Here is a 23,096-nt window from a genome sequence, read left to right on the forward strand (position 1 = left end):
ATGGCCTTAGATATTGATACCCGAGCATTGCCTTATGGCCTGCGCATCATAGTTGAAAAGCTGGGTGCCGAGCAGGCGATCACCGTGTTAACCGAGCATCAAGGGCAGGTGTTTTACATCCCGCCGACGCCTAAAAAAGGCGATGTGGTGGTTAAGGTGTTTGGCCAGGAACTGGCGCAGTTGTGGGCGGAGCAAATGGGCGGTGGCACTTACCAGGTGCCCATGCTCAACAAGGTGCTGATGCAGTTGCGTAACCGCGAGATATGCAGCGCCCTGGATAAACGCGAGTGCTCGATACAAGAGCTGGTGCGCCGGTTCCGTATTACCCGCCAGCAGATCACCTCGATTTATGCCGAGCACAAACAAGATCGCTCGCAGCTGGGGCTGGGCTTTTAGATGGATAAGGACAACTTTGTAATGGCTACCGCCTTGCAGTTATCAGGTGGTACCAAGCCAAACAAATGGCAACTTAACTTTGGGCTTAAGTTACTGGCCCAACACATCAAGCAAAGGCAGTTACTTGGCTTACAAGTCGAGGCACTGTTAAACGAACTGCGCGAAGCGCAGCAAGAATTAGGGAAATAAGATGATTAATTACCGAAACATGGCGATACGTTTTGCCGGTTCACTGTGGTCTTTCCATGGCGTATGTCCTGAATGTGGATGCAATAAAGAGAACCACTTTGATTCATGTAAGAGAACTTACGAGAAGTTGGACAATCCACGCGATGCCGAAAAGGTATTTGCCGAAGCGTTTGAGTCCACGGATTCAAAATAGAAAGAGGTCAGTATGGATAAGAAACACAAGTTTGAACGCTGGATCATCACTCAATTTGGCGAGCATATAAAGCGCAAGCTAGCCGACTTTGATATTGAGGACGGCTATCACGATGAAACGATAAATGCCATGTGGATCGGCTTTTGTGCCGGCATGATGGTTGGCTAAGGGAGAAATAGCATGACGATTTTATCTGAACAAGAACTACAGGAAATAAAAGACCTTAGTGCAAGAAAAAGTGAAATTGAAACCCGCCTTGCAGAATTGAAAGACAAAGAAAAAGATCACCATATGTCGACCTATGTCGGCAGGTGCTTTAAGTATAGAAACAGTTTCTCGGTGCCCGAAAACGAAGAGGATCACTGGGATCTTTATTATTACGTATATGGTCAACTTGATGACGGGCAAATTACAGCCATCCAATTTGAAAAGCGTAAAGACAATTCAATAGAGATTCGGTTTGTATCCTGGTACCAGAGCATGACCTTACGTGATTGCGATGAAATTCCTTATGAACAACTATGCCAAGCTCTAGACGAGTTGAAAGAAATTGTGCAAAGCATAAACCTTGAGTCAGTGCCTGATTTTGTAGACTTCCACTACTATGAGGGCTAAGCCAATGAGCGGAGCTAAAGAAGTGGCGGCGCTGGCCGTCGATAACATCGAGCCACTGTTAACGGATATGTTCGACGGGGATTATGCCGACAACGAGGTGTCACTGGGTGAGCTGCAAAGCGGCAACGAAGTTATCCAGGTGCAACTTAAGATCACCCGCATCCCAAGGGATTTTGTTGATACCGACTATGCCGACCCGGAGAAGTCGTTTAAAAGCATCAATGAAACCGACTATTTAACCCATGTTTAAACGCACTTTAAATTAACTGGCGTGCCCCTCTTGTAATGGCACGCCTTTTTATTCTAACCTAGTTACTCCCCGTAGATATTCCCTCGCTGAAAAGCACTTTACATAGGTTTTAAACCCTCACAATTGACACACTTGGGGCATGACAACATCGCATGCACCGCTTCTGTGTTTATTGGCCGAACAAATCGCCCATGAGCCTTGTGAGCAAAAACGCAATCAACTATGGCAGCAATGTCCTGATCGCTATTCGTTTATTTTACGAAAGCAAGTTGACGCCATAATTGAGCGCGAAACACAGCCCACACCGCCGCCTAAACGACTGCCTGCGTGTTATCTGATGAATAAAAACAGACTTAAACAACACAACAGGACAGTATGCGATGAAGCCTCATGCTAGAGTGAAAGTGCCCAAGGCACCCAACTTTATCTTCCAAGAACTGGTACCCAAGGATGTGTATGAAGCATTCGCGGACAACCCGTTATTTCTAACCAACCTTTTTGACCCCCGCGCCCTGGAAACACTGCAGGCACTGCGCGAAGCCTTTGGCCCTTGCATTGTAAATACCTGGCACACGGTTAACGGCGGCTTGCAATACCGTGGCTATCGCCCCTTGCTGTGCGAGGTTGGCGCCACGCGCAGCCAGCATAAGCTAGGCAAAGCCTTTGATTGCTCGTTTAAAGACTTTAGCGCCGAAGAAGTACGCGAGTATGTGCTGGAGCACCCCCACTTATTCCCTCATATCACTGCCATTGAAGCCGATGTGAACTGGTTCCATTTTGACGTGCGCACGCCCACCTGGGCTGGTATTAAAGTCTTCAAACCATAAAGGTGCCAGTATGACTCCAGAACAAGAAAATCTACTTTTTCAGAATATAGGCCAGATTCAGGCCGGGCAGACGGCGATTCTAAAGCAGATCAGCTCGCTAAAAGAAGACATCAATGCCCGTGTCGATAAGCTGGAAGACCGTGTTTCGACCGTTGAGCAACAGGTTTCAAACAACCGGGTAAAGATGGCCAGCGTCGGTGGTGCAGCTGGGCTGGCCGTCGCTTTGGTGGCCGAAGCCCTCAAGCAGGGGGTGCTTAGCTAATGGCTCACTCCCAAGACGTCAAAGATGCTGTACGTCACAGCTATGTCACTGAGTTACTGGCGCTGTCTGTGGCGGCCATTAAACATAGTGTTGCCGATGGCACCGCACGGCGCTGGAAGATGGAAGCCAAGGCCGCAGGCGATGACTGGGATTTAGCCCGTGCCGCCAGCCGTCGCACAGAAGGTGAAGCGGGCGAGTTTACCGCCGACTTTATCGAAGAGTTTACCATCCAGGTAAACGAAACGTTTAACTTGCTCAAAGAAAATGGCGAGGGATTGCCTTTACCTGAGCGCACTAAGATCCTTTCCAGCCTCACCGATATGATGAGCAAGGTAATGAAGGTGTCAGGCGGTAATAAGCGCCTGGAAAAGCGCACCATAGCTACCGAGGTGATTAAGAAGCTGGCGCAGTTTGTGTCGCGCAAGCACCCTGAGTTTACCGAGCCCCTTGTCGAAATACTGCAGTCGTTTGGCCCTGTCCTGGATAAGGAGCTAGACGACTAATGGCGGATATGAATTCCAAAGAGTTCTTGCAAGAGATAGAGCAGATCACCGGCGCGCTGCGCCGCGACATAGAAGCCAAAGAGCGCAACATAGACCCAAGCCCTGCGGCCATCGCCGAGCGCCGCAAGCGGGTGTTAGGCGGTGATTTCGAATTCTTTGTGTATACCTATTTTCCGCACCATATGTGGTTATTGGAAGGCCAAAAGCCGTCCGAGTTTCAGCAGTATTTTATGGATTGGTTCCCCAAGGCGCTTAATCTTAAAAACGGCTGGAAAGATTGGTTTGTGGCGCCCCGTGGTGAAGCTAAATCGACCTTGGCGGTCAAACTTGGTCCTGTGTATGTGGCCGTTCTGGCTTTATTGCAAGATGCCGAGGTGCGAGCAGAAACGGGCCTGAGCAAGCCGGATATCTTTATCGACTTTGTAATCTTGTTTGGTGCCGAAACCAAATTACCGACCAAAACCTTAGAGGTGGTTAAAACCGAGCTGTTGAACAATAACAACCTGGCATTGGATTTCCCCGAAGTATGTCAGGCCAGCCCGGTGTGGAAAATAGGCGAGTTTATTACCGCACAGGGCGTGCGCTTTGAAAGCCGAGGTGCGGATCAATCGGTGCGCGGTACCTTCCACGGCGCCAGCCGCCCCAAGCTGCTTTTATCCGATGACATTATCACCGATAGCGAGGCCAAATCGGCCACTATGCGCGATGCGCGCTGGCGTTTCCTTGAAGCTGCAGTGCAATACCTGGGCCCACCCGATGGCACTGTTAAGTTCCTCGGTGTGAATACGGTGCTTAACAACGACGACCCTATCTCTCGTGCCGAGCAAGCGCCGGGCCATATGGTGCACCGCTTTAAGGCCATTAAACAAATGCCCGAGCGCATGGACTTGTGGGAAGAATGCCGTGAGCTGATGCTGCACAAGGATAAGGAGTATCAGAAGAAGGCTGCAGCCAAAGGCGAGGCGGTAAGTACCGAGGACAAGCCAAGCTTTAAATTCTGGCTTAAGAACAAAAAGCAGATGAGCAAAGGGGCGCAAACGTCTTGGCCCAGCGTGCGCACACTGTATGACTTGATGGCCATGTGGGCAGCCAACAAACGCGAATTTAATCGAGAGATGCAGGGCATCGCCAAATCTGACGAAGAAGCGATTTTCTACCAGTTCGATTTCTGGGTAGACCGCCTAAGCGACTGGATAGCCTACGGCGCTTGCGACCCGAGTATGGGCAAAACTGAAAAGGCCGACCCCAGCGCCATATTGGTGGGCTTTTATAGCCGTGACCTGGGCAAGTTGCACGTTGAGTACGAGAGCCGCAAAGTGCGGGGTGCCAGTCGTTTGCTTAACGACATTATCCGCGCCCAGCGCGAGTACAACTGCAAGGTGTGGGGCTTTGAAAACAACAACGCTTTTGACTTTATGCGCAGTGAGTTTATTAAGCGCGGCCTGGAGCAGGGCATAGCACTGCCGCTGCGTGGGGTTACTGCATCGCTGAGCCAGGAAGAACGCATTGGCGCCCTTGAGCCTTACGTTACCAACCAGCCCGCGCAGATTGCCTTTCATTCTAATTGCCGTCTGGTGCTTGATGAGCTGGAAAACTGGCCCGACAAACAAACCGGCCACCACTATGACCTGAGCTGTACGCTGGCCATTTTGTGGATGCTGGCAAGCACAGGGGCGGGCGGCATTCCACGTACGGCCAGCCGCCGCGTGACGAAATTAATACGAGGTTACCATGTATAGCAAGAGCAAGCCGCGAGTTAACTCGAAGGCCTATGAAGCCATTACCCGGATGTTTAGCAGTAGCACGCTGGATCAACGCCTGTTGCCGCTACTGGGGGAATTACCGAACCTCGATCCAATATTGCGCAAAGCCGGTAAAAACACCGCTATTTATAACGAAATAAGCCGCGACCCCCATGTAATTGGTGAGCTGCGATCGTTACGCAGTGGCCTGCACAGCTTTAACTATGAGCTGGTACCCGGCGGCGAAGACGCAGCCAGCATGAAAAGCTATGAGCTGGCTAAGCGATTCTTTGCTCGTCGTCCGATGGTAAATACCTCTTGGCTTGATATGGATTGGCATGCCTACAGCGCTATTTTGCACGGCTTTAGGGTGTTGCACCTGGGCGCGTATGAAAAGAGCGATGGCCAGTGGCTGCCGGGCAGTGTTGAGGCGTGGAAGTCTACCCAATTTGTCTTTAACCAGGCGCACGAACTTAAGGTTAAAACCGCAGAAAGCCCCATGGGTGAGCCAACCGATCCCCGCCGCTGGGTATGTGTTCGCCATATGCCAGAAGCCGATAACCCCTATGGTGTGGCGCTGTTGAGCAGCTGCTTTTGGCCATGGACCTTTAAACACGGCGGCTTTAAGTTCTTTGTCCAGCTATGCGAGCGCTTTGGTATTCCATTCCCCGTGGGTAAATACCCAATGGGCGCCGACGATAAGGAAATTGGCAACTTACTTGATGGCTTAGCCAAGTTGGTTGAAGACGGCATTGCTGCCATTCCCGACGATACCAGTGTGGAAATACTGGAACGCAAAGGCGGCGGCGAGCCTCTCCCTGAGCGCTTAATCAACCTGTGTAACGCCGAAATCAGCAAGGCACTGACCAGCCAAACGCTGGCCACCGAGCAAAAGGGCGGCGGCGCCCGTGCTGCCAGCGAAACCCACGCCAAACGAGCCGGAGAAAATCAGCGCGCCGACAGAGCCCTGGTAGCCGATGCTCGCAACCAAATTATCGAGCAGTTGCACCAGGTTAATTTCGATGGCGGCGAGTTGCCTAAGTTCATCTACAAGGATAAGCGCGATGTAAACGTAGAAACCGTTAACCGCGTGAAAGAGTCGGCCAAATTGGTGCCGGTGTCGGTGGCATGGGCCTATAAAGAATTAGGCATTCCCCAGCCTAAAAAAGGCGAAACTCTGCTGGATGTGCCAGAAGACGGTAAAGGCATAGCTACCCCGGCTAAGTCTGAGTTTTCCTTTGCCAGCCCGCCGGAACTCGATATTGATGGCCAGCAGCAATTCGATGCTGCAACGGATCACACCCTTAAACGGATCTTTGAGTTTGCCAAGGCCGCCGAGAACCTCGAACAGCTTAAAACCAAGATTAAAGACGCATTCCCGCACATGAACGACAGCGAACTAGCCAAGGTTACCGCCAGCGCGTTGGAGTATGAATTTGCGGCGGGCATGTTTGACGCCAATACCACAGAAATGACGGAGTAACCCATGACAAACCCAATCCCCGAAGGCTACAAACAAGACGGCAAAGGCAACCTGGTAGCTATTGCCAACATCAAACAAACCGACTTGATCAAAGACGAGTTTGTGCAAAAAGCCGTTGCACTGGCCGAAAAGCAACAAGCAGAGCTGGCCGCGTTTAAACAGGCACAAATGCAGGAGGTTGACGATTTTATCGAGCTGCTTGCCCAGGAACATGAAGTAGAGCTGGGCGGTAAAAAGGGCAATGTGACCCTGCGCTCGTTCGACAACAAGTTGTCTGTAAAAGTGCAAACCCAGGAGCGCATCGAGCTTGGCCCTGAGCTGACACTGGCCAAACAACTCATTGATGAGTGCCTGGAAGAATGGACCGCCGACGGCAACCAAAACATTCGCGCCATTGTCAGCAAGGTGTTTTCAACCGACAAGCAAGGCTCGCTTAATCCGCAGCGCATCCTATCGCTTCGTAAGCTCGAAATTGCGGACGAGTCGGGCAAGTGGCAAAAGGCCATGAACATTATTGCTGAGTCGGTTGGGGTAGTGGACTCAAGCCGATTTATTCGCTTCTACAAGCAAGACGCCAATGGCCATGACGTTGCCATTTCGCTAGATATCGCCAAGTTGTAGGAGGTTCCTATGCCCATCACAAAAGAGCAATGGAGCGAGATAGAAACCAACTTAGCGGCGATTCTAGGCCATGCGCGATTCAAGCTAGGGGAGCACGAAATCTCTGTGCATCGAGTTAAGAAATCGGAGTCAACAACCATGCTAGCCGTTTACATCGACCATGAAATCAAAGGCGAGTGGTATACAAAATCAGATAGCCGCCCCAGCTGCTTAGAGCAAGTGTGGCGTAAACGTACCTTCAGTGTTTTTAAGGCTGCTGACATCAAACGCATAGAGAAGGCGTTTGGTAAACGCGGTGCCAAGAAGCACTACCCAAACTTGTACGAAAAACGTGAGTTCTTCGACTGCTCATTTACTACTGCAAAGTCGCTGGTACGCCAGTTCAAGCGGATTGAAGGGTTAGAGCTAATAGATACCAACAGTTGCCAATTTTAATAGGAGAAAGCTATGAGTGAACAAGTCCCATCTTTAAAACCTTCTCAAGATGAGCGGAAAAGAAAATTGCTTGAGTATATGCGAGAAGCAGAAAAGCTAGCTCATGAATACTTTGTAAATTGCGAGTTGGGCCCTGAAAGAATCGCTGCAGCTCAAGTATATGAAAACATCAGAAACGCCACTCGCGTATAACATTAAGGCACTAGGAGAATCCTATGGAACCGATCACAATTGCGCTTGGGTTAGCCAAGCTTACTGGCCTGGATAAAAAAATAGGGCAGTGGATAGGAGGCGATAATGGTGAGGCGGTGGCCTCAAAAGTCGTTAACATTGCGCAAACGCTCACCAATAGCGCTACGCCTGAAGAAGCTTTAGCCCGTGTTCAACAGTCAGAAGAGCTGCAGAACCAGCTGAAGATGATGCTCGTTAACCGCGAGAATGAGCTTGATAAACTCGCTTTTCAAAACACCCAAAGCGCACGACAAATGCAAATATCAGCCCTTAACCAGGATGATAAATTTTCAAAGCGCTTCATCTATTACTACGCCTGGTTCTGGTCGATTGTTACTGCACTATATATAGGCCTTATTACGTTCACCGAGATACCCGAAGCGTCAACGCGGTTTGCCGATACCATCCTTGGTTTTATCCTTGGTACCGTGGTTGCTTCGATACTTAATTTCTTCTTCGGTAATAGCCGCGACAATTCCCGCCGCAATGAAATTCAAGACATCCAACAGTCGTTAAAAGAGCAGTAACAATGCCTATAAGCGCCCCCCAATATGGCGATTTAACTCCTTTTAAAGAAGCGATCGCCTTTTTTCGCCAGAAAATTAAAGTGCCCACCGCTGAATACCGCGATATGCGCGGCCTTATTCACTCAAAGGCTTTTACCGTTGCCGGCGTGACCAATATGGAAATGCTCACCGAGTTCTATAAAGCGGTGGACAAGGCCATTGCCGATGGCGAGACGATCACTGCGTTTAGAAAGCGCTTTGATAAAATCGTCGCGGACCATGGCTGGTCATATAATGGCAAGCGGGGTTGGCGCAGCGAGGTCATTTACCAAAACAATAAAAACACGGCGCGAGCTGCAGGGCGCTGGCAACAGCAAGAAAGGTTGAAAGGGCGCAGACCTTATCTTTTATATACCACTGCAGGTGATAGTCGGGTTCGCCCGGATCACAACCGCTGGAACTACATCTTACTGCCGCTGGATCATCCGTTTTGGGACACCCATTACCCGCCAAATGGCTACGGCTGCCGCTGCAAAGTGGTCTCACTAAACAAACGTGATATCGAGCGCATGGGCTTGAAGGTTACAGACCCCAGCACCTTATCCGAGCACCTTAAAACATTCGATACCACTGATACGGTTACAGGCGAGGTATTACAGAAGTACCCAGGTATAGATCTTGGCTGGGATTACAACCCAGGTAAGGCATGGCTAGGTGCAGACATTTCAGCGGGCAAAGCCATAGCTAAGCTGGATAGTGAATTACAAAAGATAGCGATTCCTCAGTTTAATGAAGCGGTGGCCAAGGCTAACGGCTTTTTAAGCAAACAGGTGGCGGCCATTGCAGCACAAAGCGCGACGCAAACAATTAGCGCTGCCAATAAAGCATTTACCTTGGGGCATATGTCAGCGGATGCACTTGGAAAGCTGCGCATCAAGAACAAAGCAGCAGAAACGAGTACCGTGGTGATCACATCCCAGGTAATAGTAGAACTATTGCAAAACGGTATGGCCTTAGAATCGATCACTAATATAGTAGAGGTAATTGCTGGCGCCACGAATGCGGTGGCTACGGGCAAACAAATCCAATTGCTCCTAGGTGATGTCATTGTAGTGCTTGAGCGAGGATCACAATTTAACTCTGTAGTAGCGATCAGAAATCTTTAAAGCGGATTTAAAACGTATTTAAAGGGCGTTTAAAGTGAGTTAAACCCATCCAAAAATAAACGTCGAATGAGCAATAGTGAATGGGTTTTGAGATAGTTTGAACGGTGTTTGTCTAAAACTCACCGTAATCGATGTTTTATAAAATCGACGCGCAGGTTGCCCGAATGCCAGTAAAATAGGGCTTTGCAAAAACCAGATGGCCAAATTTTTCATAACCTCTGCATTCTAGAAATGAACAACCCCTTACAGCTGCGCAAACACATGTTTTATTAAGGGGATAATGCTCTTTATTCATGTAAATATCTAATTTAACATAACATAAATTATAGGTGGTTTTGGATTTTGCGTATCATGCTCGGTTCCTTCACCTTTTAAATGTCCAATACTAGACGGTATCGGACATTTTCTTGTTTATTGCCGCTCTTATACTTAGCGCTAGCATTGATCTTAGACAGACGCTGTAAGTGCACGTTAAATTTCAATTAAATTAACGATAAGTGTTTAATCATGCGTTGGTTGTATTGAGCAAATGCGCCTTATCGCATAGTATTATTTAAAACAGCAATAAAAAAGACGCATTATGGAGTTTGTTCGCCCGCTGGAGCCAATTCTGATCATCGACAATGATCAGTCCATGCGCTGTTCTTTAGCCGCGATTCTCACCGACCTAGGTTATGACCAGATCACCGGTAGCGCGGATATTAACGACGCTAAGCCTTTACTCGCACAACTAGACCCTAAGGTTATCTTTGTCGATATCGCCTTACCCGATAGCGACGGCTGCGATATCATCAGCTACCTGTCAGAGCTACACCCGCACTGTAAAATCATTCTTTGTGCCGATCATAACTCCTACGAGAATGTTGAGCACAACTGGGAATTTGGCGCCGAGGAATACATTAGTAAGCCTTTTAATGCCAATAAAGTCGACATGGTAATGAAGCGCTTAGAGCTTAATTAATCCCTTATGCAAGAAAAATTAAAACAACTTACGCTGGGTTTGGCGGATGTCATCTATGGCAAAGAACAACAAATCAAGCTAGCGCTGTGCGCCATGCTTTCTCGCGGTCACTTGTTGCTGGAAGACCTTCCTGGCATGGGTAAGACAACCCTGTCTCATGGTCTGGCGCAAACCCTGGGCATGAGCTATCAACGTATCCAATTTACCAGTGACTTACTGCCCGCGGATATCCTGGGTGCCAGTATTTTTAACACCAAAGAACAAAAGTTTACGTTTCATAAAGGCCCTATTTTCAGTCAAATTGTTTTGGCCGATGAAATTAACCGGGCCGGCCCCAAGACCCAAAGTGCCTTGCTTGAAGCCATGGAAGAAGGCTGTGTCAGCATCGACTCCGAGCGCTATACCTTGCCAGCGCCCTTTTTTGTTATTGCCACTCAGAACCCGCAACATCAATCCGGCACCTTTCCACTACCCGAATCCCAGCTGGACCGGTTTTTTATGCGCATAAGCCTGGGTTTCCCACCGGCAGACGCTGAAAAACTACTTATTAAGGGCCTTGGTCCACAAAGACACAAGATCATCGAGCCCATTATCACCTGTGATGAATTGCAGCATATGCAAAATCAGGTGGATACAGTCAACATCGCTAACACAGTGGTCGACTATATTCTTGCTTTAGTGACCTTAACGCGTCACGACCGGGATATTACCCATCCATTATCACCGCGAGCCAGCATAGCTTTGGCCCAAGGTGCTAAGGCTTGGGCTTTTTTGGAAGGCCGTGACTACGTAATGCCCGAGGATGTACAGGCTGTGTTTGCCAGTATCTGTGAGCATCGTGTAAATCCACACGACAATTACAGCCAGGCCAGTGTCTGCGAGGATATTTTGCGCCGGGTGAAGGTGCCTTTGTAGTATGGCCGCCCTGCTACACAAGGTCTTCGCCCCACTCCATCACCGTCTACAACATTGGCTACTAAGGGATAAACATAAAACGGCGGCCTTGACCTTAAGTCACAACACCGTTTACGTATTGCCCTCAAAGCTTGGCTTTGGTTTTATTCTGGTCGCCGGGCTCAACTTTATCCTCGCCGCCAACTACCAAAATAACCTGGTGCAATTGAGCTCCTATTTAATGCTGGTGTTGGTACTTATGTCCTTGATCCAATCCTACGCCAATATCAAAGGGCTGCAGTTGCAATTTAAAGAAGTTGCCAGCGGTTATGCCAATCAAGGACGAACCTATCGTCTGAGTGTGGCGAACAAGCAGCGTAATAGCTATGCCATTCAATTACAGTGGCGTGGTAGCACGGCCTTGGTGGAAAAGGTCGATAGTAATAGTCAGGATGTTACTATCGGTGGCGAAAAACAGCCTCGGGGTTGTTACCAGGTACCAAGGTTAAAGATATTTTCGACCTATCCCTTTGGCCTTGCAAAAGTATGGAGTTACCTTGAGGCCAATGCCGATTATTACGTTTATCCGGCGCCCCAGTCTCACAACCATGGCCTCAGTAAAGAAGCGATCGTCGAGTCCCCACAACAAACCCGAGGTGCTTTAACTCAGTCCGGCAACGACGAATTTGATGGCCTTAAAGAACATAAACAACTGGCCGATTATCGCCGTATTTCCTGGAAGCACTTCGCCAAGCGAGAGCAGCTGTTAGTCAAAGAATTTATAACCGAGGCGGACAGTGCCTATGTTGTTGATTTTGATAAACTACCTGGTGACGTTGAACATCGCCTAAGCCTGATGGCGTATAGTGTCGAGCAGGCGCAGCTCCAACATATAGCCATCGCCGTTAAGTTGCCCGGCGTTACCTTGGCCTGTGACAACAGCGATGAACATTACCTAAAAGCGCTGCGCGCCCTGGCCGTTTATAGAAACCGGGGCACACATTATGACTAATTTTGCCAGCAGCGCCTTAAGTTTTATCTATATTGGCATCATCATGTTGTTAGCAAATGAGCTGCCGACCATGCTGTTGAGTTTGTTGCTGCTCTTGTGTCTTTGGAACCTCTTGATGGCGAGTAAGGGGCTCACTCGCCCTGCGACGCTGATCACCAATATTCTCGCGGCGGCCTTATTGGCGGTACTCTTTATTACCGTGGACTTAAAACAAAGTGTTTTATTGTTTGTGACCATGTTGCTTCAGGCCAGCATTTTAAAACTACTGCAAGCAGGTAATGCAAAACAGCAACAAACGGTGATCGTACTGACCTTTTTCTCTATTTCAACGGTCTTTTTGTATCAGCAATCACTCTATAGCACCCTACTCGTAGGTCTTTTTTTCATCACCCTAACCATTGCGCTGGCGAGTCTTAACGGCTTACCAACCACGCGTTTGGCCACGCGTAAGAGCATTTATTCGCTGAGCATAGCAGTTCCCCTGGCAGCGTTGATGTTGGTATTCGTACCAAAAATGCCGGCCTTTTGGCAGTTGCCCGGGGCTAATTCCGCTAAAACCGGGCTGAATGAGCGAATCGACCCCTTCGATATTGCCAGCTTGGCAAAATCCGATGAACTGGTATTTCGCGCCGAATTTAACGACACTCAAGCCGCTCCTCCCTATTACTGGCGCGCCATGTTACACACGAGTTTCGATGGCAAAGCCTGGGTTAAGGAGCAAGGCCCGGCACAAGTGCGCCAAGATATCGACTGGCCAGCGTATAGTGGCTCGGCACAAATTTACCTGGAAAAAAGTGCCAACCGCTGGCTTTATACACTCGGTGACGGAGTAAGTCGCGCATCCGAGGTCAGAAACCTCTATGATGGCTTGTTACAACGTAAAGACCCTTCCGCCTCAAGCTTTAAATACCCTTTGCGCTATCGCCCGCAATTACCCGCGACCCTTAGTCGTTACGAATACCAGTTTTACACCCAACTGCCACAGCAAGGTAACCCCCACGCTCGCAGATTGGCGAAGCGCCTCGGAGCCTCAAGCAAGGACGCTGAGGCGTTTGCTTCCGAGCTATATGGCTATTATCGCAACCAGGGCTTTACTTATACGCTGACTCCAACGCCTATCACCGGCAGCGATACGCTGGATATTTTTTTAACCCAGACACAGCGTGGTTTTTGCGGCCATTACGCCAGCGTCAGCGCCTTTATGATGCGCAGCGTGGGAATACCGGCTCGGGTGGTCTCCGGTTATTTGGGTGGAGAAAATGTGGGTGGCAGCAATTACCTGTCCGTCTACCAGTATGATGCCCATGCTTGGGTGGAATACCATGACGGCGAGCGTTGGCAACGCTTTGATGCCACTTCTGTGGTGGCACCCGAGCGCCTCAATGGCTCGCTCTCCCAGGTTGATCAGCTGCAGCAGGAATTTCGTGCCAACCTGGAGCTGGGCCTTTTACAACTTAGCAATTTTGAGTCATTGAATTGGTTGCGTATTCAATTGGAAAAAATTGATTATACCTGGACTAAATGGGTGCTTGGCTTCGACCAGGAAAAACAAAATAACTTACTAAAGGGTTTACTGGGGAGTCAGTTTGCACAATACAGCATGGCCTTAGTCGTGATTGTCATCGCCCTTGTATTGTTTATTGTATTGATGTTAAGTTCACGCCAACGCAAGGTGCAACTAAGCTTTGGTGCCACACAGCTAGCCAAGTTGTTTAATGCCGCTGACGCCAGCGCCCTATTGTCGCCACAGCAATTGACTCCGGTCGCGCAACTCGCCTACCTGGCCACCCATACACCAAAACTAAAAGCGCAGATGGAGCAAATATCTCGCCTGTATGTTCAGGCCACTTATAAGCAAAAGCCATTGACGAATAAACAGCGTCTGGAGCTCAAAAAACTAGTGAATCAATCTATAAAAATAATAGGTTAAAAAAATGAATTCAGTCATAGTCGGCGTGCTACTCATGCTCCTATTAACCCTGTTTCGGGTTAATGTTATTGTCGCCATGACGGTGGCGGCACTTGCCAGTGGCTTGGTCGGCGGCCTCTCCCTCACCGATACGGTAAATGCTTTCAATAATGGCCTTTCAGGTGGTGCAGAAATAGCCTTGAGCTATGCCATGCTCGGTGCCTTTGCCGTGGCCATCGCCAAGTCTGGCCTTACAAATTTACTCGCGGCGCGACTGTTGGCACTAATGGGTAAGGAGCAAACCTCTGAGCGCTATTTATCCTTTGCCATCATGACTATTGTTCTCTTTTGTGCGTTAAGTTCGCAAAACCTGATCCCCGTGCATATCGCCTTTATCCCCATTTTAATTCCGCCCCTGTTGGCAATCTTTAATCGCTTGCAATTAGACCGCCGCGCCATCGCCTGTATCCTCACCTTTGGCCTAGCCACCGCGTATATGGTGCTGCCCTATGGTTTTGGCGGCATTTATCTCTATAACATTTTGCATCTTAACCTGGTTGAAAATGCCCTGGTGATTGATAAAAGCTCGGTGCCAAAGGCCATGATACTTCCGGCCATCGGCATGTTCGTCGGCTTGTTGGTGGCGGTGTTTATTAGTTACCGTCGTAAGCGTGAATACAATCACACCTTAGTAACCGAGGCCGACGTTATTCAGGTAGAGAGCCCGGGCAAAGTAATATTGGTTGGTACACTGGCCATCGTTTTGTCGCTGATAGCCCAGTTTATGAGTCAGTCTATGATCCTGGGTGGTTTGGTTGGGGTCATGGTCTTCACCGTCTTTGGTATTGTTAAATGGCATGAAAACCAAGATGTGTTCTCTAAGGGCGTGGCCATGATGGCAATGATAGGCTTTATTATGATATCCGCTCAGGGCTTTGCCGAAGTGATGAAGGCAACCGGGCACATCGACACCTTGGTCAGCGGTGCCGCGGATATGATAGCCGGGAATAAGCCGTTGGCCGCCCTGCTAATCCTGTTAGTTGGTTTGATGATCACCATGGGCATAGGCAGCTCATTTTCCACCGTGCCCATCATCGCCGCCCTTTTTGTGCCACTGTGTTTGCAACTCGGTTTTTCACCCATGGCCACCGCCGCTTTAGTGGGCACCGCCGGTGCGTTAGGAGATGCAGGCTCCCCCGCTTCCGACTCGACCTTAGGGCCAACATCGGGCCTAAATGTTGATGGCCAGCACGATCATATCTGGGATTCCGTGGTCCCTACCTTTATCCACTTTAATATTCCTTTGGTGATATTTGGCTGGATTGCAGCCATGGTGCTGTAACACCTCTTTGTAAAACCTAAATGTGCCGCCATGCAGCCAAATATCGCTTTTACTTACCTTTTGGCAGTCATGTTCTCACTATTATTCACGATGCTAAGGTTTACATCATCAAGTATAGGTATGATGTGTTCAATATATGTGCCATTATAAAAAAGGGAGCCTCAGCTCCCTATTTCATTAGTCTTGGAATCCGTTGAGCATGCGCTCACAGACCACGGGGGTCGGTCTATGGTTTTCATCAACGGCAACAAAGGTGAAGCTACCACGAATAGCCAGGTGCTTATTGTCTTTGTGCATAGTCTCTAGGAATATTTCCACGTCGACTTTTAAACTGGTGTTACCTACGTGTACGACAGTAGACACCAATTCGGCAAACGTACCAGCCGGGATAGCCTCTTTAAAGTCAACCCGATCTGAGGAGATGGTTACTAAAGGCTTACGGCAAAAACGCGTTGCGGCAATAAAGGCAACCTCGTCCATCCAAGCCAAGGCGTCACCGCCGAACAAGGTGTTATGGTGGTTGGTTCGCCCAGGAAACACGGTTTTAGTTACGTGGGTGATTGAGTCTTGTATACGCTGTGCAACAATTGCGTCTTTATCTAGGGTATTAGTCATTCGTGTTAGTTTCGCTCGCTAGAGTATCTATCATCATAAGTTGTGGATCTAACCGGGTGTTAAACCAGTTAAAACGCCAGTCTAAATGCGGGCCTGTTACCCGCCCTGTGGCACCGATTTGGCCGATGCGCTCGCCAGTTTTAATCATTTCACCTTCATCCACCAACACCTTGTGCATATGAATATAGGTAGAACTAATGCCGTGACCATGGTCGATGATCACCGTACCGCCGGAGTAATAAAGGTCCGGGTGTGCGAACACCACGCGCCCAGGTAAAGGCGCATAGATGGGCGTGCCCGTTTTATTAGCGATATCTAAACCGAAGTGTGGGCGCTTAGGCGTACCGTTGAAATAACGTTGGCTGCCATACACTCCCGAAATACGCCCTTGAGCCGGGCGATAAACCGGAGCCATGAATGCCGTTAAATCCGACTCTTTGGCACGGGCTTCACGAACCATGGCGGCATCACTGCTAATTCGCTCTAACACTTCTTTGGGTGGGGCGACATACTTTTGCTCCACCCCTTCTATTTTATCTATCTTGTAGTCGCGCTGGCTCACAGTGAAATCCAGCTGCTGCCATTGGCCCTGCTTATCAAGCCATTTAAGTTGTTGCTGCGCCTCGGCATCGCGACCAATGCCAAACACAAAATAGCCTTCGGCGTTTCGTTTTAGTTCGCGCTCGGCAAACACGACTTTTTGCGCGTTGGGCAATTGCCCGATGAGCATGGCGCCTTGGGTAAGCGAGCCCTTAACTAAAGGCGCAGGTAAGTCACCCCCTTGGGCGGCTAACGAATTACCTAGGCATGCAAGCGTAATAAAACCTGAGCAAATGAGTCGTTTAAGCATAACTGATGGATCCTTTCCCTACCCCTTCATAAGCGGTGACCTTCACTTTCCTGTCGGGATATTGTTGCTTTAATTCTTGCGCCATAAAATCGGCGATGCATTCAACCGTGGTATCACAAGGAAGAATTTCAACACGCTCGGCGCTAATGGCCAACTCAAATTCACCCTGGGTCGAGCGATAACGGCTGCATAGGTCGCCATCTTTAGCCTGGATATGCTGCAGTTGCGAGGCCTCAACCCGATCTTCGGCGCTCAGTAAATAAATATCTTGCCAACGATCGGCCCATTCCTTTTGCAGCCTTGGCATCGCCATACCATCAAGTTCGATACCCAGGGTACTGCGGTGGCCGTGAATAATGCGCTGGCAATTACCGTCGTGCTTTTTCAGGCCGTGAGAATAGTGGTAATAGAAGCTATTACTTGGTTCCGGACGCAGATTCAAACCCATGCCGGTCACATTTTCCGGCAATTGCGGGGTGATCAAGGCAATTAGGTGTTCAGTCAAGGCCTGCTCGTCGATGCGTGGCGCGTCTATTTTACTGACCGCCTGCAACGGTGCACTCATGGCTAGATGGGAATTGTCACCAAATTGAGCGTCTAGAATCACCAAGGCGTCATTTTCAACCAGGCGTAAATCAGCCTGCATCGGCACGGCCAAGGTGTGGTCGACGCTGTCATCGATAATGCGCTTTATCTGCTTTTTGACCAAACCAAAATCAAGCACCATGGACTCATCATTCAGATCGCCATCCAGGGTCAAATCAACAATCCAACTTTCTCCTACCGGTCCGCGGTCGGGACAAAAATATGAAAAATCGATAACGGTAAGATCGTTGACAAACAAAGTCATAGGCTAGCCTAACAAGCAATTAAGAAGTTTGCCCAAATTATACAGAGGAAAGGTTTAAATTGCTGCCCTTTTGGGGATTTATTGAAAATTCTCGCCCCTGTAACAGCGACACAACGCCACATTCACATAAATTAAATAAAAAACCTGTAAATCTAGACCATTAAATGACTGCTCAGAGTTGTTTAGCGTACAGGTGTACGCTAAAGTAGCTGCAAATTTTCAAACAATAAGTGTGTTATGGAACGTAAGAATAGCTACTCAAAAGAAGACTTGGTGTTGTGTGGTGAAGGTAAAATGTTCGGTGAGAACAACTGCCGCCTTCCTAGCGACAATATGTTAATGATGGACCGCATCGTTTCTATTACCGAAGACGGTGGTGAGCACGGTAAAGGCCAGATTGTAGCCGAGCTGGACATTGATCCATCACTGTGGTTTTTTGACTGTCACTTCAAGGGCGACCCGGTTATGCCTGGTTGTCTTGGTCTTGATGCTATGTGGCAAATCGTGGGCTTTTTCTTAGGTTGGTCAGGTGGTCCTGGTCTGGGTCGTGCACTAGGTGTGGGTGAAGTTAAATTCACCGGTCAGATCTTACCGACGGCTAAGAAAGTGACCTACCGCATCGATATGAAGCGTGTTATTAAACGCAAACTATTCATGGGCATGGCCGATGGTACCGTAGAGGTAGATGGTCGCGTTATCTATGAAGCGAAAGATTTGAAAGTGGGTCTATTCCAAGACACCAGCGCGTTTTAATCAGCACGATTCAAAACGTAAAAACGCCGCTATTTAAGCGGCGTTTCTATTTGTAAATTTAGACTTTAAATTGGGCTCGTTCTTCGATGGCCTCTCGCCACCCGCCAAGCCATTGTGATCGCGGGTCGAGCTGTTGGTAGGGGCAGTTTTCTTTTGAGCGGCCTGCCATGCCTGCTTTATAACCTTGAGAATGGGCGCGTTCTAGACGATCACGTTTTTGTCTCTTCATAGGTAAAGTCCTCACCATTGTAGTTTCGTCATTTGTAGTGTTTTTATCATCTACAAGTAATGGATAATTAATAGAACTGTCACTTTTATTGGCCATACTTAAAATCACATTGGGTTAGTTTGGCTCATTGAACAGTTGTTGACTGCGAAAAAATAAGTGGCCGTACCTCTGTTTCTTCGACCGATTACATGGACTCCGTAATAAAGGCATCGTCTAAAGTGCAAAACCCCGTGTAATTGACGGTAATATTTTTTTGCACAAAACGGACGATACTTACAACTACTGACAGCAAAAGCGACTAATAAGTTCCGCTGTCCCTAAGTTCAATCTGCCGTCTCTTGAGGCAGTTTTCAAGTCTTATTTTTTTATCCAGCTAGATATAATATGTGCACGCTTTTGGTAGAAAACAAAAGTGGCTCGGATCTTCTCGACAATGCGTTTTCGAAGCGCGATCTTATGTTAATTTTTGCATCAACTATGTTTTTTTGGGTTCTTAGATAAAAATTTATCCGGCTGTTTTGCACACAGCGAAAACTCTCGTGTGTTCTTATAGGGCAGCTTCATAAAGCCCGCCACACCTACCCCGTCTATGCTCATGGCATACTGCATAATTTCATTTAAGAGTTGCGTAAAACGGGCCTCTTGGCTGGCATCAAGTAGGCGATAATAATGGTGGATTTTCAGACGTTGCGCTAAAGACTCAAAGATAATACAGCCGGTGTGGTGAATTTTATTGAGCTCAAAAACGCACTGGATGATCTTTTTCGGCAACTGCAACTGTTCGTCCGGGTCTTTGCCATCCTCAAAGTACGAATGCGGCCTCAGCATCTCCGTGGAGGGTATATCTATGACGTCATAGCTCAGCTCGGGTAACTGCTCAAACACAAAGGCGCCGGTGTCATCTCTCTCCACTTGAATGGTTTGCCTGGCGTCAAATAAACAACACTTAAATAAGCCCTTTTGTTCAATGCCTTGCGCCAATTTAACCGTATTATCGACCGCACCCTGAAACGCTAACTGCAAGGATTCGTCATACAAAATCAGGCTTGACTCGACAAACAGGTTTTCCTGTTTCCAATGAAAACTTAGGCCACCCACCACCGGATATTTAGCCAAACGGCTAATGGCGGCAAGGAAGGCCTTTTCCGTATCACCCGTATCGAATAGAAACTCGCGGTAATAACGCTCCAACTGGGCATCATTCACATCACTTAAACGCTTATCGCTGTCGGCCTGACGCAAAAACTGTTTGCGCGAGCTATAAACCACGGTATCTGGCAAGGTGGTCGCCACCGAGCTCCAAAATGGGATCAGTGACTTGGATGGGGCTCGAAGCTGCGCCGGTACATAGGCCCGCGCCATGGACGGCATATTACGGATAAAATAATCTCCTGCCTTGTCCCGCGTGGCCTTGTCCTTACTGAGCATACCGTCTATGACCTTGGCGAACTCCATAGGCAGGCCCAAGGTGCTGGCCGGAATAACCTGGGCGCCAAAGCGACAAGACTGAGCGGAAGCAAGGGCATACAGGGTCGAAGCCACGCCCTGCTCATCGAATCGCGGCGATGATTTTGCACCGGACATCTGCTCATCGCCGATAAAGTACACATCGCCCATGCGAGCATTGGTATTGGCCATATCCGCCGACATTAAATCCATCACATTGGCCCCCACGGGATGCCCCTCGGCATCCAGCTGGGCATACACCGAGCTGCCCCAATCAACCAGGGATAAGGCCCCGGTGCGAGGGTCCCACACCAGGTTAGAGGGTTTAATATCTCCATGAACCACGGGCGTGGGCGTAATGCCGTTTTTGTGCTGGCGCAACAGCAAGAGTAACTGGTGTAATTGCAATGCCAGAGCCAGCAGTTGTTTGGCGGATATTTTCCCTAAACGCAGAGAAAAATGCTCTAAATCATGGCCCGAGGAGCGCTCCATCATTAGGATCCCTTGTTTTTTAATGCGCTCAAAGGCATAAAACTTAGGGATCATCGGATGGTTAAAGCGCGACAGCATATAGGCTTCGTCTTCGAGGCGATCGCGGACCGATTGCGCCAAGGTAATACGAGAGAATTTAAACACCCATTGCTGCGCTTTGTCGTCGACACCGGCAAATACAAACCCATAGGCACCGGAGCCGATCAACTCAACATCTTGATACCCGAGCATAGTCAGTTGCTTAATACAGATATTAAGCCACTGTTTGTGTTTTTTTGCATCACGGTGTGAGAGCAAGTAGATAGACTGCTCTTCGTTGATGTAAAAGTTCGTGATCGGCCGTTGCGCCACCGCCACCTCAAGGTATAAAGAAATGCTAACTATCTGCTCAGTTTACGCTTTTTTTTTGCCATTCGAAATAATAGGAAACAAATTCGTCATTTCTGAGCGCTTGTTAAGGCAGGTTCAATACAGTATGCTTTTTGCTCACAATTACTCATATAAATAGAAATGGAGTTCTCATGAAGAAAGTCCTCGTTGGCGCGGCGGTTGTTGCTGCCCTTGGTGCTGGTGTGTATTACCAGCAAACGAATCAAACCAGCGCTGCAATTAATCTCGCCGAATTGGACTATGTGCCCGCAGACACGGTGTTTTTCGCCTCTCAGCTTGCCCCCTTCCCCTATGAACAATATGCCAAGCTGCTACCGGCGACCATGCTGAGCGATGAACAACGCGGTCAGTTTAGTGAAATCACCGAGGCACTAAGACAAGAAGGCGACGCTACGGCGGTATTCATTGCCGAGGTTGTGAGTAAGTATGAGCAGGCCATGGTGAATCAGAGTGCAGATAAGATTTGGGGGTTTGGCAGCGAGCTGCGTTACCTAACCTATGCGGTTGGCCTTATGCCGGTTGCCCGTATCGAGCTGGCCGAGCCACAAACCTTTATCGCTACACTTAAAGAAGCGGCCGATAAAGCGGGCCTGAATTATCAAGAAGAAACTTTGGCTAACACCGCCTACACCCGGTTTATCCTCGAAGCCAAGCAAGGCCAGTCTCTCGAACTCATCACCAGCGTGCAAGGCCAGTGGTTAACCCTGACCTTAAGCAGTGACATGATTACCAGCGACGACGACCTCGCCCTTGCCTTGGCAACTAAAAAGCCCGCAAACTCTTTGGCTGGCACCGGTCGCTTACAAGCCTATGCGAAAAAATACGACTGGGACGGCAGCTCGGTCAATTTTATCGACAATAAGGCCTTGGTTTCAGCCCTGGTTGCCGAAAAGCCTTCACGCCTGGGTACCATGATAGACACCTTTATAGCCAAAGCCGGTAAGGAAGATGCGCTAGACGCACTACGCACCCCCGGCTGTAAAAAAGACCTACCCGCCATCGCCACCAAATTCCCGGCCGTGGTATGGGGCACATCGGATTTAGAAGTCACCAACAGCTATGCCAATTTTGATGCCGATGTTATTTTTGAAAGCAGTGATAGCGACCTGCTTGGCACCCTGGCTACCCTGCGCGGTTTTATTCCACAACATGTTACCCAAGCCGATGCAGCCATTTTGAGCCTGGGCTATGGCATTGACGTGTCAAAGGTGGGGTCACTAACCAACACCTTATGGAGTTCCTTCACCCAAGCCGAGTTTGAATGTGAGCCGTTATTGATGGCCCAAGAGCAAGCCCAGGGGGCCAACCCCATGGCCATCGCCATGGCGACGGGGATGTTTGCCGGCGTTAAGGGGGTCAGTGTCACCATAAACGATTTAGAGCTGGATTTAACGAACCCACATGCGCCTGATATCAAAGAGTTTAGCGGCCTGGTAACGCTCAGTGCCGACGACCCTATGACACTCATCAATACCGCCAAATCGCTGGTACCAGAGCTTGCCCAGGTAACAATTCCAAGCGATGGCAGTGCCGTTTCAGTGAGCGAGCTACTGGAAATGGGTATGGAACACGACTTAGACGTGAAATTAGCGGTCAAAGGTAACCACATTACCCTCTATACCGGTGAGCAAGCCCAGCAGCAAGCCGGCGCCTTGCAAAACCAAGCGCTTGAAGCCAATGGCCTGCTTGGTATGACGGTTAATCTTGCACCATTAATGGAAATAGTTGTCGCCGCCAATGAAGCAAGCGGTCAAGAGCTGCCGCCGGAGTTAAAAGCTCTGGCCGAGCAAAATATTTCCGGTTCAATGACCACGGACATCAATGGTCATGGGATACAGCTAAGTTCTAGCTCGCATATTCGCAAGAACTAACGCATAAAAAGAGAACACAAAAAAGGCGGTCATTGACCGCCTTTTTTACGTCGAATATACGTC

General features: G+C 48.9%; 27 protein-coding genes. 22 read left to right on the forward strand and 5 right to left on the reverse strand.

Translation table 11 applies throughout. From position 1 onward, the window contains the following. From KD147_RS02955 to KD147_RS03050, 20 genes are all read left to right on the forward strand, one after another. Entirely contained in the window at positions 1 to 396 is a 396-nt protein-coding gene (locus KD147_RS02955) for a Mor transcription activator family protein (protein ID WP_249318884.1), read from the forward strand. Then, positions 397 to 585 (forward strand): hypothetical protein, encoded by a 189-nt coding sequence (locus KD147_RS02960; protein WP_212546838.1) that lies wholly within the window; start codon positions 397 to 399, stop codon positions 583 to 585. It begins immediately after the preceding gene. 205 nt (positions 586 to 790) lie between these two features. After that, positions 791 to 946: a hypothetical protein gene (locus KD147_RS02965; RefSeq protein ID WP_212546839.1), complete on the forward strand. Its 156-nt coding sequence runs from the start codon at positions 791 to 793 to the stop codon at positions 944 to 946. Positions 947 to 958: 12 nt separating this feature from the next. After that, positions 959 to 1,393 (forward strand): hypothetical protein, encoded by a 435-nt coding sequence (locus KD147_RS02970; protein WP_212546840.1) that lies wholly within the window; start codon positions 959 to 961, stop codon positions 1,391 to 1,393. 4 nt (positions 1,394 to 1,397) lie between these two features. Continuing rightward, complete coding sequence (locus tag KD147_RS02975; protein WP_212546841.1) at positions 1,398 to 1,643, forward strand: hypothetical protein; 246 nt, start codon at positions 1,398 to 1,400, stop codon at positions 1,641 to 1,643. A gap of 380 nt (positions 1,644 to 2,023) precedes the next feature. Further along, positions 2,024 to 2,470 carry a D-Ala-D-Ala carboxypeptidase family metallohydrolase gene (locus KD147_RS02980; protein WP_212546842.1) on the forward strand — a complete coding sequence of 149 codons (447 nt, stop codon included), beginning with the start codon at positions 2,024 to 2,026 and terminating at the stop codon, positions 2,468 to 2,470. A gap of 10 nt (positions 2,471 to 2,480) precedes the next feature. Continuing rightward, complete coding sequence (locus tag KD147_RS02985; protein ID WP_212546843.1) at positions 2,481 to 2,732, forward strand: hypothetical protein; 252 nt, start codon at positions 2,481 to 2,483, stop codon at positions 2,730 to 2,732. Further along, a complete protein-coding gene (locus tag KD147_RS02990) occupies positions 2,732 to 3,235 on the forward strand; it encodes a DUF1804 family protein (protein ID WP_212546844.1) in 504 nt (167 codons plus the stop codon). The genes KD147_RS02985 and KD147_RS02990 overlap by 1 nt, the downstream gene beginning before the upstream one ends. Continuing rightward, positions 3,235 to 4,974: a hypothetical protein gene (locus tag KD147_RS02995; protein WP_212546845.1), complete on the forward strand. Its 1,740-nt coding sequence runs from the start codon at positions 3,235 to 3,237 to the stop codon at positions 4,972 to 4,974. Before KD147_RS02990 ends, KD147_RS02995 begins: the two co-directional genes overlap by 1 nt. Continuing rightward, a complete protein-coding gene (locus KD147_RS03000; protein ID WP_212546846.1) occupies positions 4,967 to 6,460 on the forward strand; it encodes a phage portal protein family protein in 1,494 nt (497 codons plus the stop codon). The genes KD147_RS02995 and KD147_RS03000 overlap by 8 nt, the downstream gene beginning before the upstream one ends. Positions 6,461 to 6,463: 3 nt before the next feature. Next, the gene (locus KD147_RS03005; RefSeq protein ID WP_212546847.1) at positions 6,464 to 7,081 is read left to right on the forward strand and encodes a DUF3164 family protein; all 618 of its coding nucleotides are present in this window, start codon (positions 6,464 to 6,466) and stop codon (positions 7,079 to 7,081) included. 9 nt (positions 7,082 to 7,090) lie between these two features. After that, positions 7,091 to 7,516, forward strand: coding sequence for a hypothetical protein (locus KD147_RS03010; protein ID WP_212546848.1), 426 nt, complete (start codon positions 7,091 to 7,093; stop codon positions 7,514 to 7,516). A 12-nt stretch (positions 7,517 to 7,528) separates the two neighbouring features. Then, on the forward strand, positions 7,529 to 7,708 hold the full coding sequence (locus KD147_RS03015; RefSeq protein ID WP_105199000.1) for a hypothetical protein: 180 nt from the start codon (positions 7,529 to 7,531) through the stop codon (positions 7,706 to 7,708). Between the two features lie 23 nt (positions 7,709 to 7,731). Further along, the gene (locus tag KD147_RS03020) at positions 7,732 to 8,274 is read left to right on the forward strand and encodes a hypothetical protein (RefSeq protein WP_212546849.1); all 543 of its coding nucleotides are present in this window, start codon (positions 7,732 to 7,734) and stop codon (positions 8,272 to 8,274) included. Positions 8,275 to 8,276: 2 nt separating this feature from the next. Further along, positions 8,277 to 9,419, forward strand: coding sequence for a phage head morphogenesis protein (locus KD147_RS03025; RefSeq protein WP_212546850.1), 1,143 nt, complete (start codon positions 8,277 to 8,279; stop codon positions 9,417 to 9,419). 580 nt (positions 9,420 to 9,999) lie between these two features. Next, positions 10,000 to 10,380, forward strand: a complete 381-nt coding sequence (locus tag KD147_RS03030; RefSeq protein ID WP_212546851.1) for a response regulator — start codon at positions 10,000 to 10,002, stop codon at positions 10,378 to 10,380. Between the two features lie 6 nt (positions 10,381 to 10,386). Continuing rightward, positions 10,387 to 11,295 (forward strand): AAA family ATPase, encoded by a 909-nt coding sequence (locus KD147_RS03035; RefSeq protein WP_105254160.1) that lies wholly within the window; start codon positions 10,387 to 10,389, stop codon positions 11,293 to 11,295. 1 nt (position 11,296) lies between these two features. Next, positions 11,297 to 12,286 (forward strand): DUF58 domain-containing protein, encoded by a 990-nt coding sequence (locus KD147_RS03040; protein ID WP_212546852.1) that lies wholly within the window; start codon positions 11,297 to 11,299, stop codon positions 12,284 to 12,286. Next, positions 12,279 to 14,216, forward strand: a complete 1,938-nt coding sequence (locus KD147_RS03045; protein ID WP_212546853.1) for a transglutaminase TgpA family protein — start codon at positions 12,279 to 12,281, stop codon at positions 14,214 to 14,216. The genes KD147_RS03040 and KD147_RS03045 overlap by 8 nt, the downstream gene beginning before the upstream one ends. Positions 14,217 to 14,220: 4 nt before the next feature. Next, a complete protein-coding gene (locus tag KD147_RS03050) occupies positions 14,221 to 15,537 on the forward strand; it encodes a Na+/H+ antiporter family protein (RefSeq protein ID WP_212546854.1) in 1,317 nt (438 codons plus the stop codon). A 177-nt stretch (positions 15,538 to 15,714) separates the two neighbouring features. On the opposite strand, the gene KD147_RS03055 is transcribed toward KD147_RS03050, so the two are convergent. The 3 genes from KD147_RS03055 to KD147_RS03065 are packed head-to-tail and all read right to left on the reverse strand — an operon-like array spanning position 15,715 to position 17,852. After that, positions 15,715 to 16,152 carry an acyl-CoA thioesterase gene (locus KD147_RS03055; protein WP_105254164.1) on the reverse strand — a complete coding sequence of 146 codons (438 nt, stop codon included), beginning with the start codon at positions 16,150 to 16,152 and terminating at the stop codon, positions 15,715 to 15,717. Continuing rightward, entirely contained in the window at positions 16,145 to 17,002 is an 858-nt protein-coding gene (locus KD147_RS03060; RefSeq protein ID WP_212546855.1) for a M23 family metallopeptidase, read from the reverse strand. Before KD147_RS03060 ends, KD147_RS03055 begins: the two co-directional genes overlap by 8 nt. Continuing rightward, the gene (locus KD147_RS03065; RefSeq protein ID WP_212546856.1) at positions 16,995 to 17,852 is read right to left on the reverse strand and encodes a 6-carboxytetrahydropterin synthase; all 858 of its coding nucleotides are present in this window, start codon (positions 17,850 to 17,852) and stop codon (positions 16,995 to 16,997) included. The genes KD147_RS03060 and KD147_RS03065 overlap by 8 nt, the downstream gene beginning before the upstream one ends. A 237-nt stretch (positions 17,853 to 18,089) precedes the next feature. On the opposite strand from KD147_RS03065, the gene fabA reads away from it, so the two are divergent. Then, entirely contained in the window at positions 18,090 to 18,605 is a 516-nt protein-coding gene (fabA, locus tag KD147_RS03070; RefSeq protein WP_105199010.1) for a bifunctional 3-hydroxydecanoyl-ACP dehydratase/trans-2-decenoyl-ACP isomerase, read from the forward strand. 58 nt (positions 18,606 to 18,663) lie between these two features. Here fabA and rmf read toward each other — a convergent pair whose 3' ends face one another. Together rmf and KD147_RS03080 are read right to left on the reverse strand one after the other, a co-directional pair. Next, entirely contained in the window at positions 18,664 to 18,834 is a 171-nt protein-coding gene (gene rmf, locus KD147_RS03075) for a ribosome modulation factor (protein WP_105189745.1), read from the reverse strand. 471 nt (positions 18,835 to 19,305) lie between these two features. After that, positions 19,306 to 21,123 (reverse strand): protein kinase domain-containing protein, encoded by a 1,818-nt coding sequence (locus KD147_RS03080; protein ID WP_212546857.1) that lies wholly within the window; start codon positions 21,121 to 21,123, stop codon positions 19,306 to 19,308. A 170-nt stretch (positions 21,124 to 21,293) separates the two neighbouring features. Between KD147_RS03080 and KD147_RS03085 the strand changes: the two genes are divergently transcribed. Then, positions 21,294 to 23,033 (forward strand): hypothetical protein, encoded by a 1,740-nt coding sequence (locus KD147_RS03085; RefSeq protein ID WP_212546858.1) that lies wholly within the window; start codon positions 21,294 to 21,296, stop codon positions 23,031 to 23,033. Positions 23,034 to 23,096 lie beyond the last annotated feature (63 nt).

The sequence above is a fragment of the Pseudoalteromonas sp. BDTF-M6 genome (genome assembly GCF_018334135.1).
Taxonomy (GTDB): domain Bacteria; phylum Pseudomonadota; class Gammaproteobacteria; order Enterobacterales; family Alteromonadaceae; genus Pseudoalteromonas.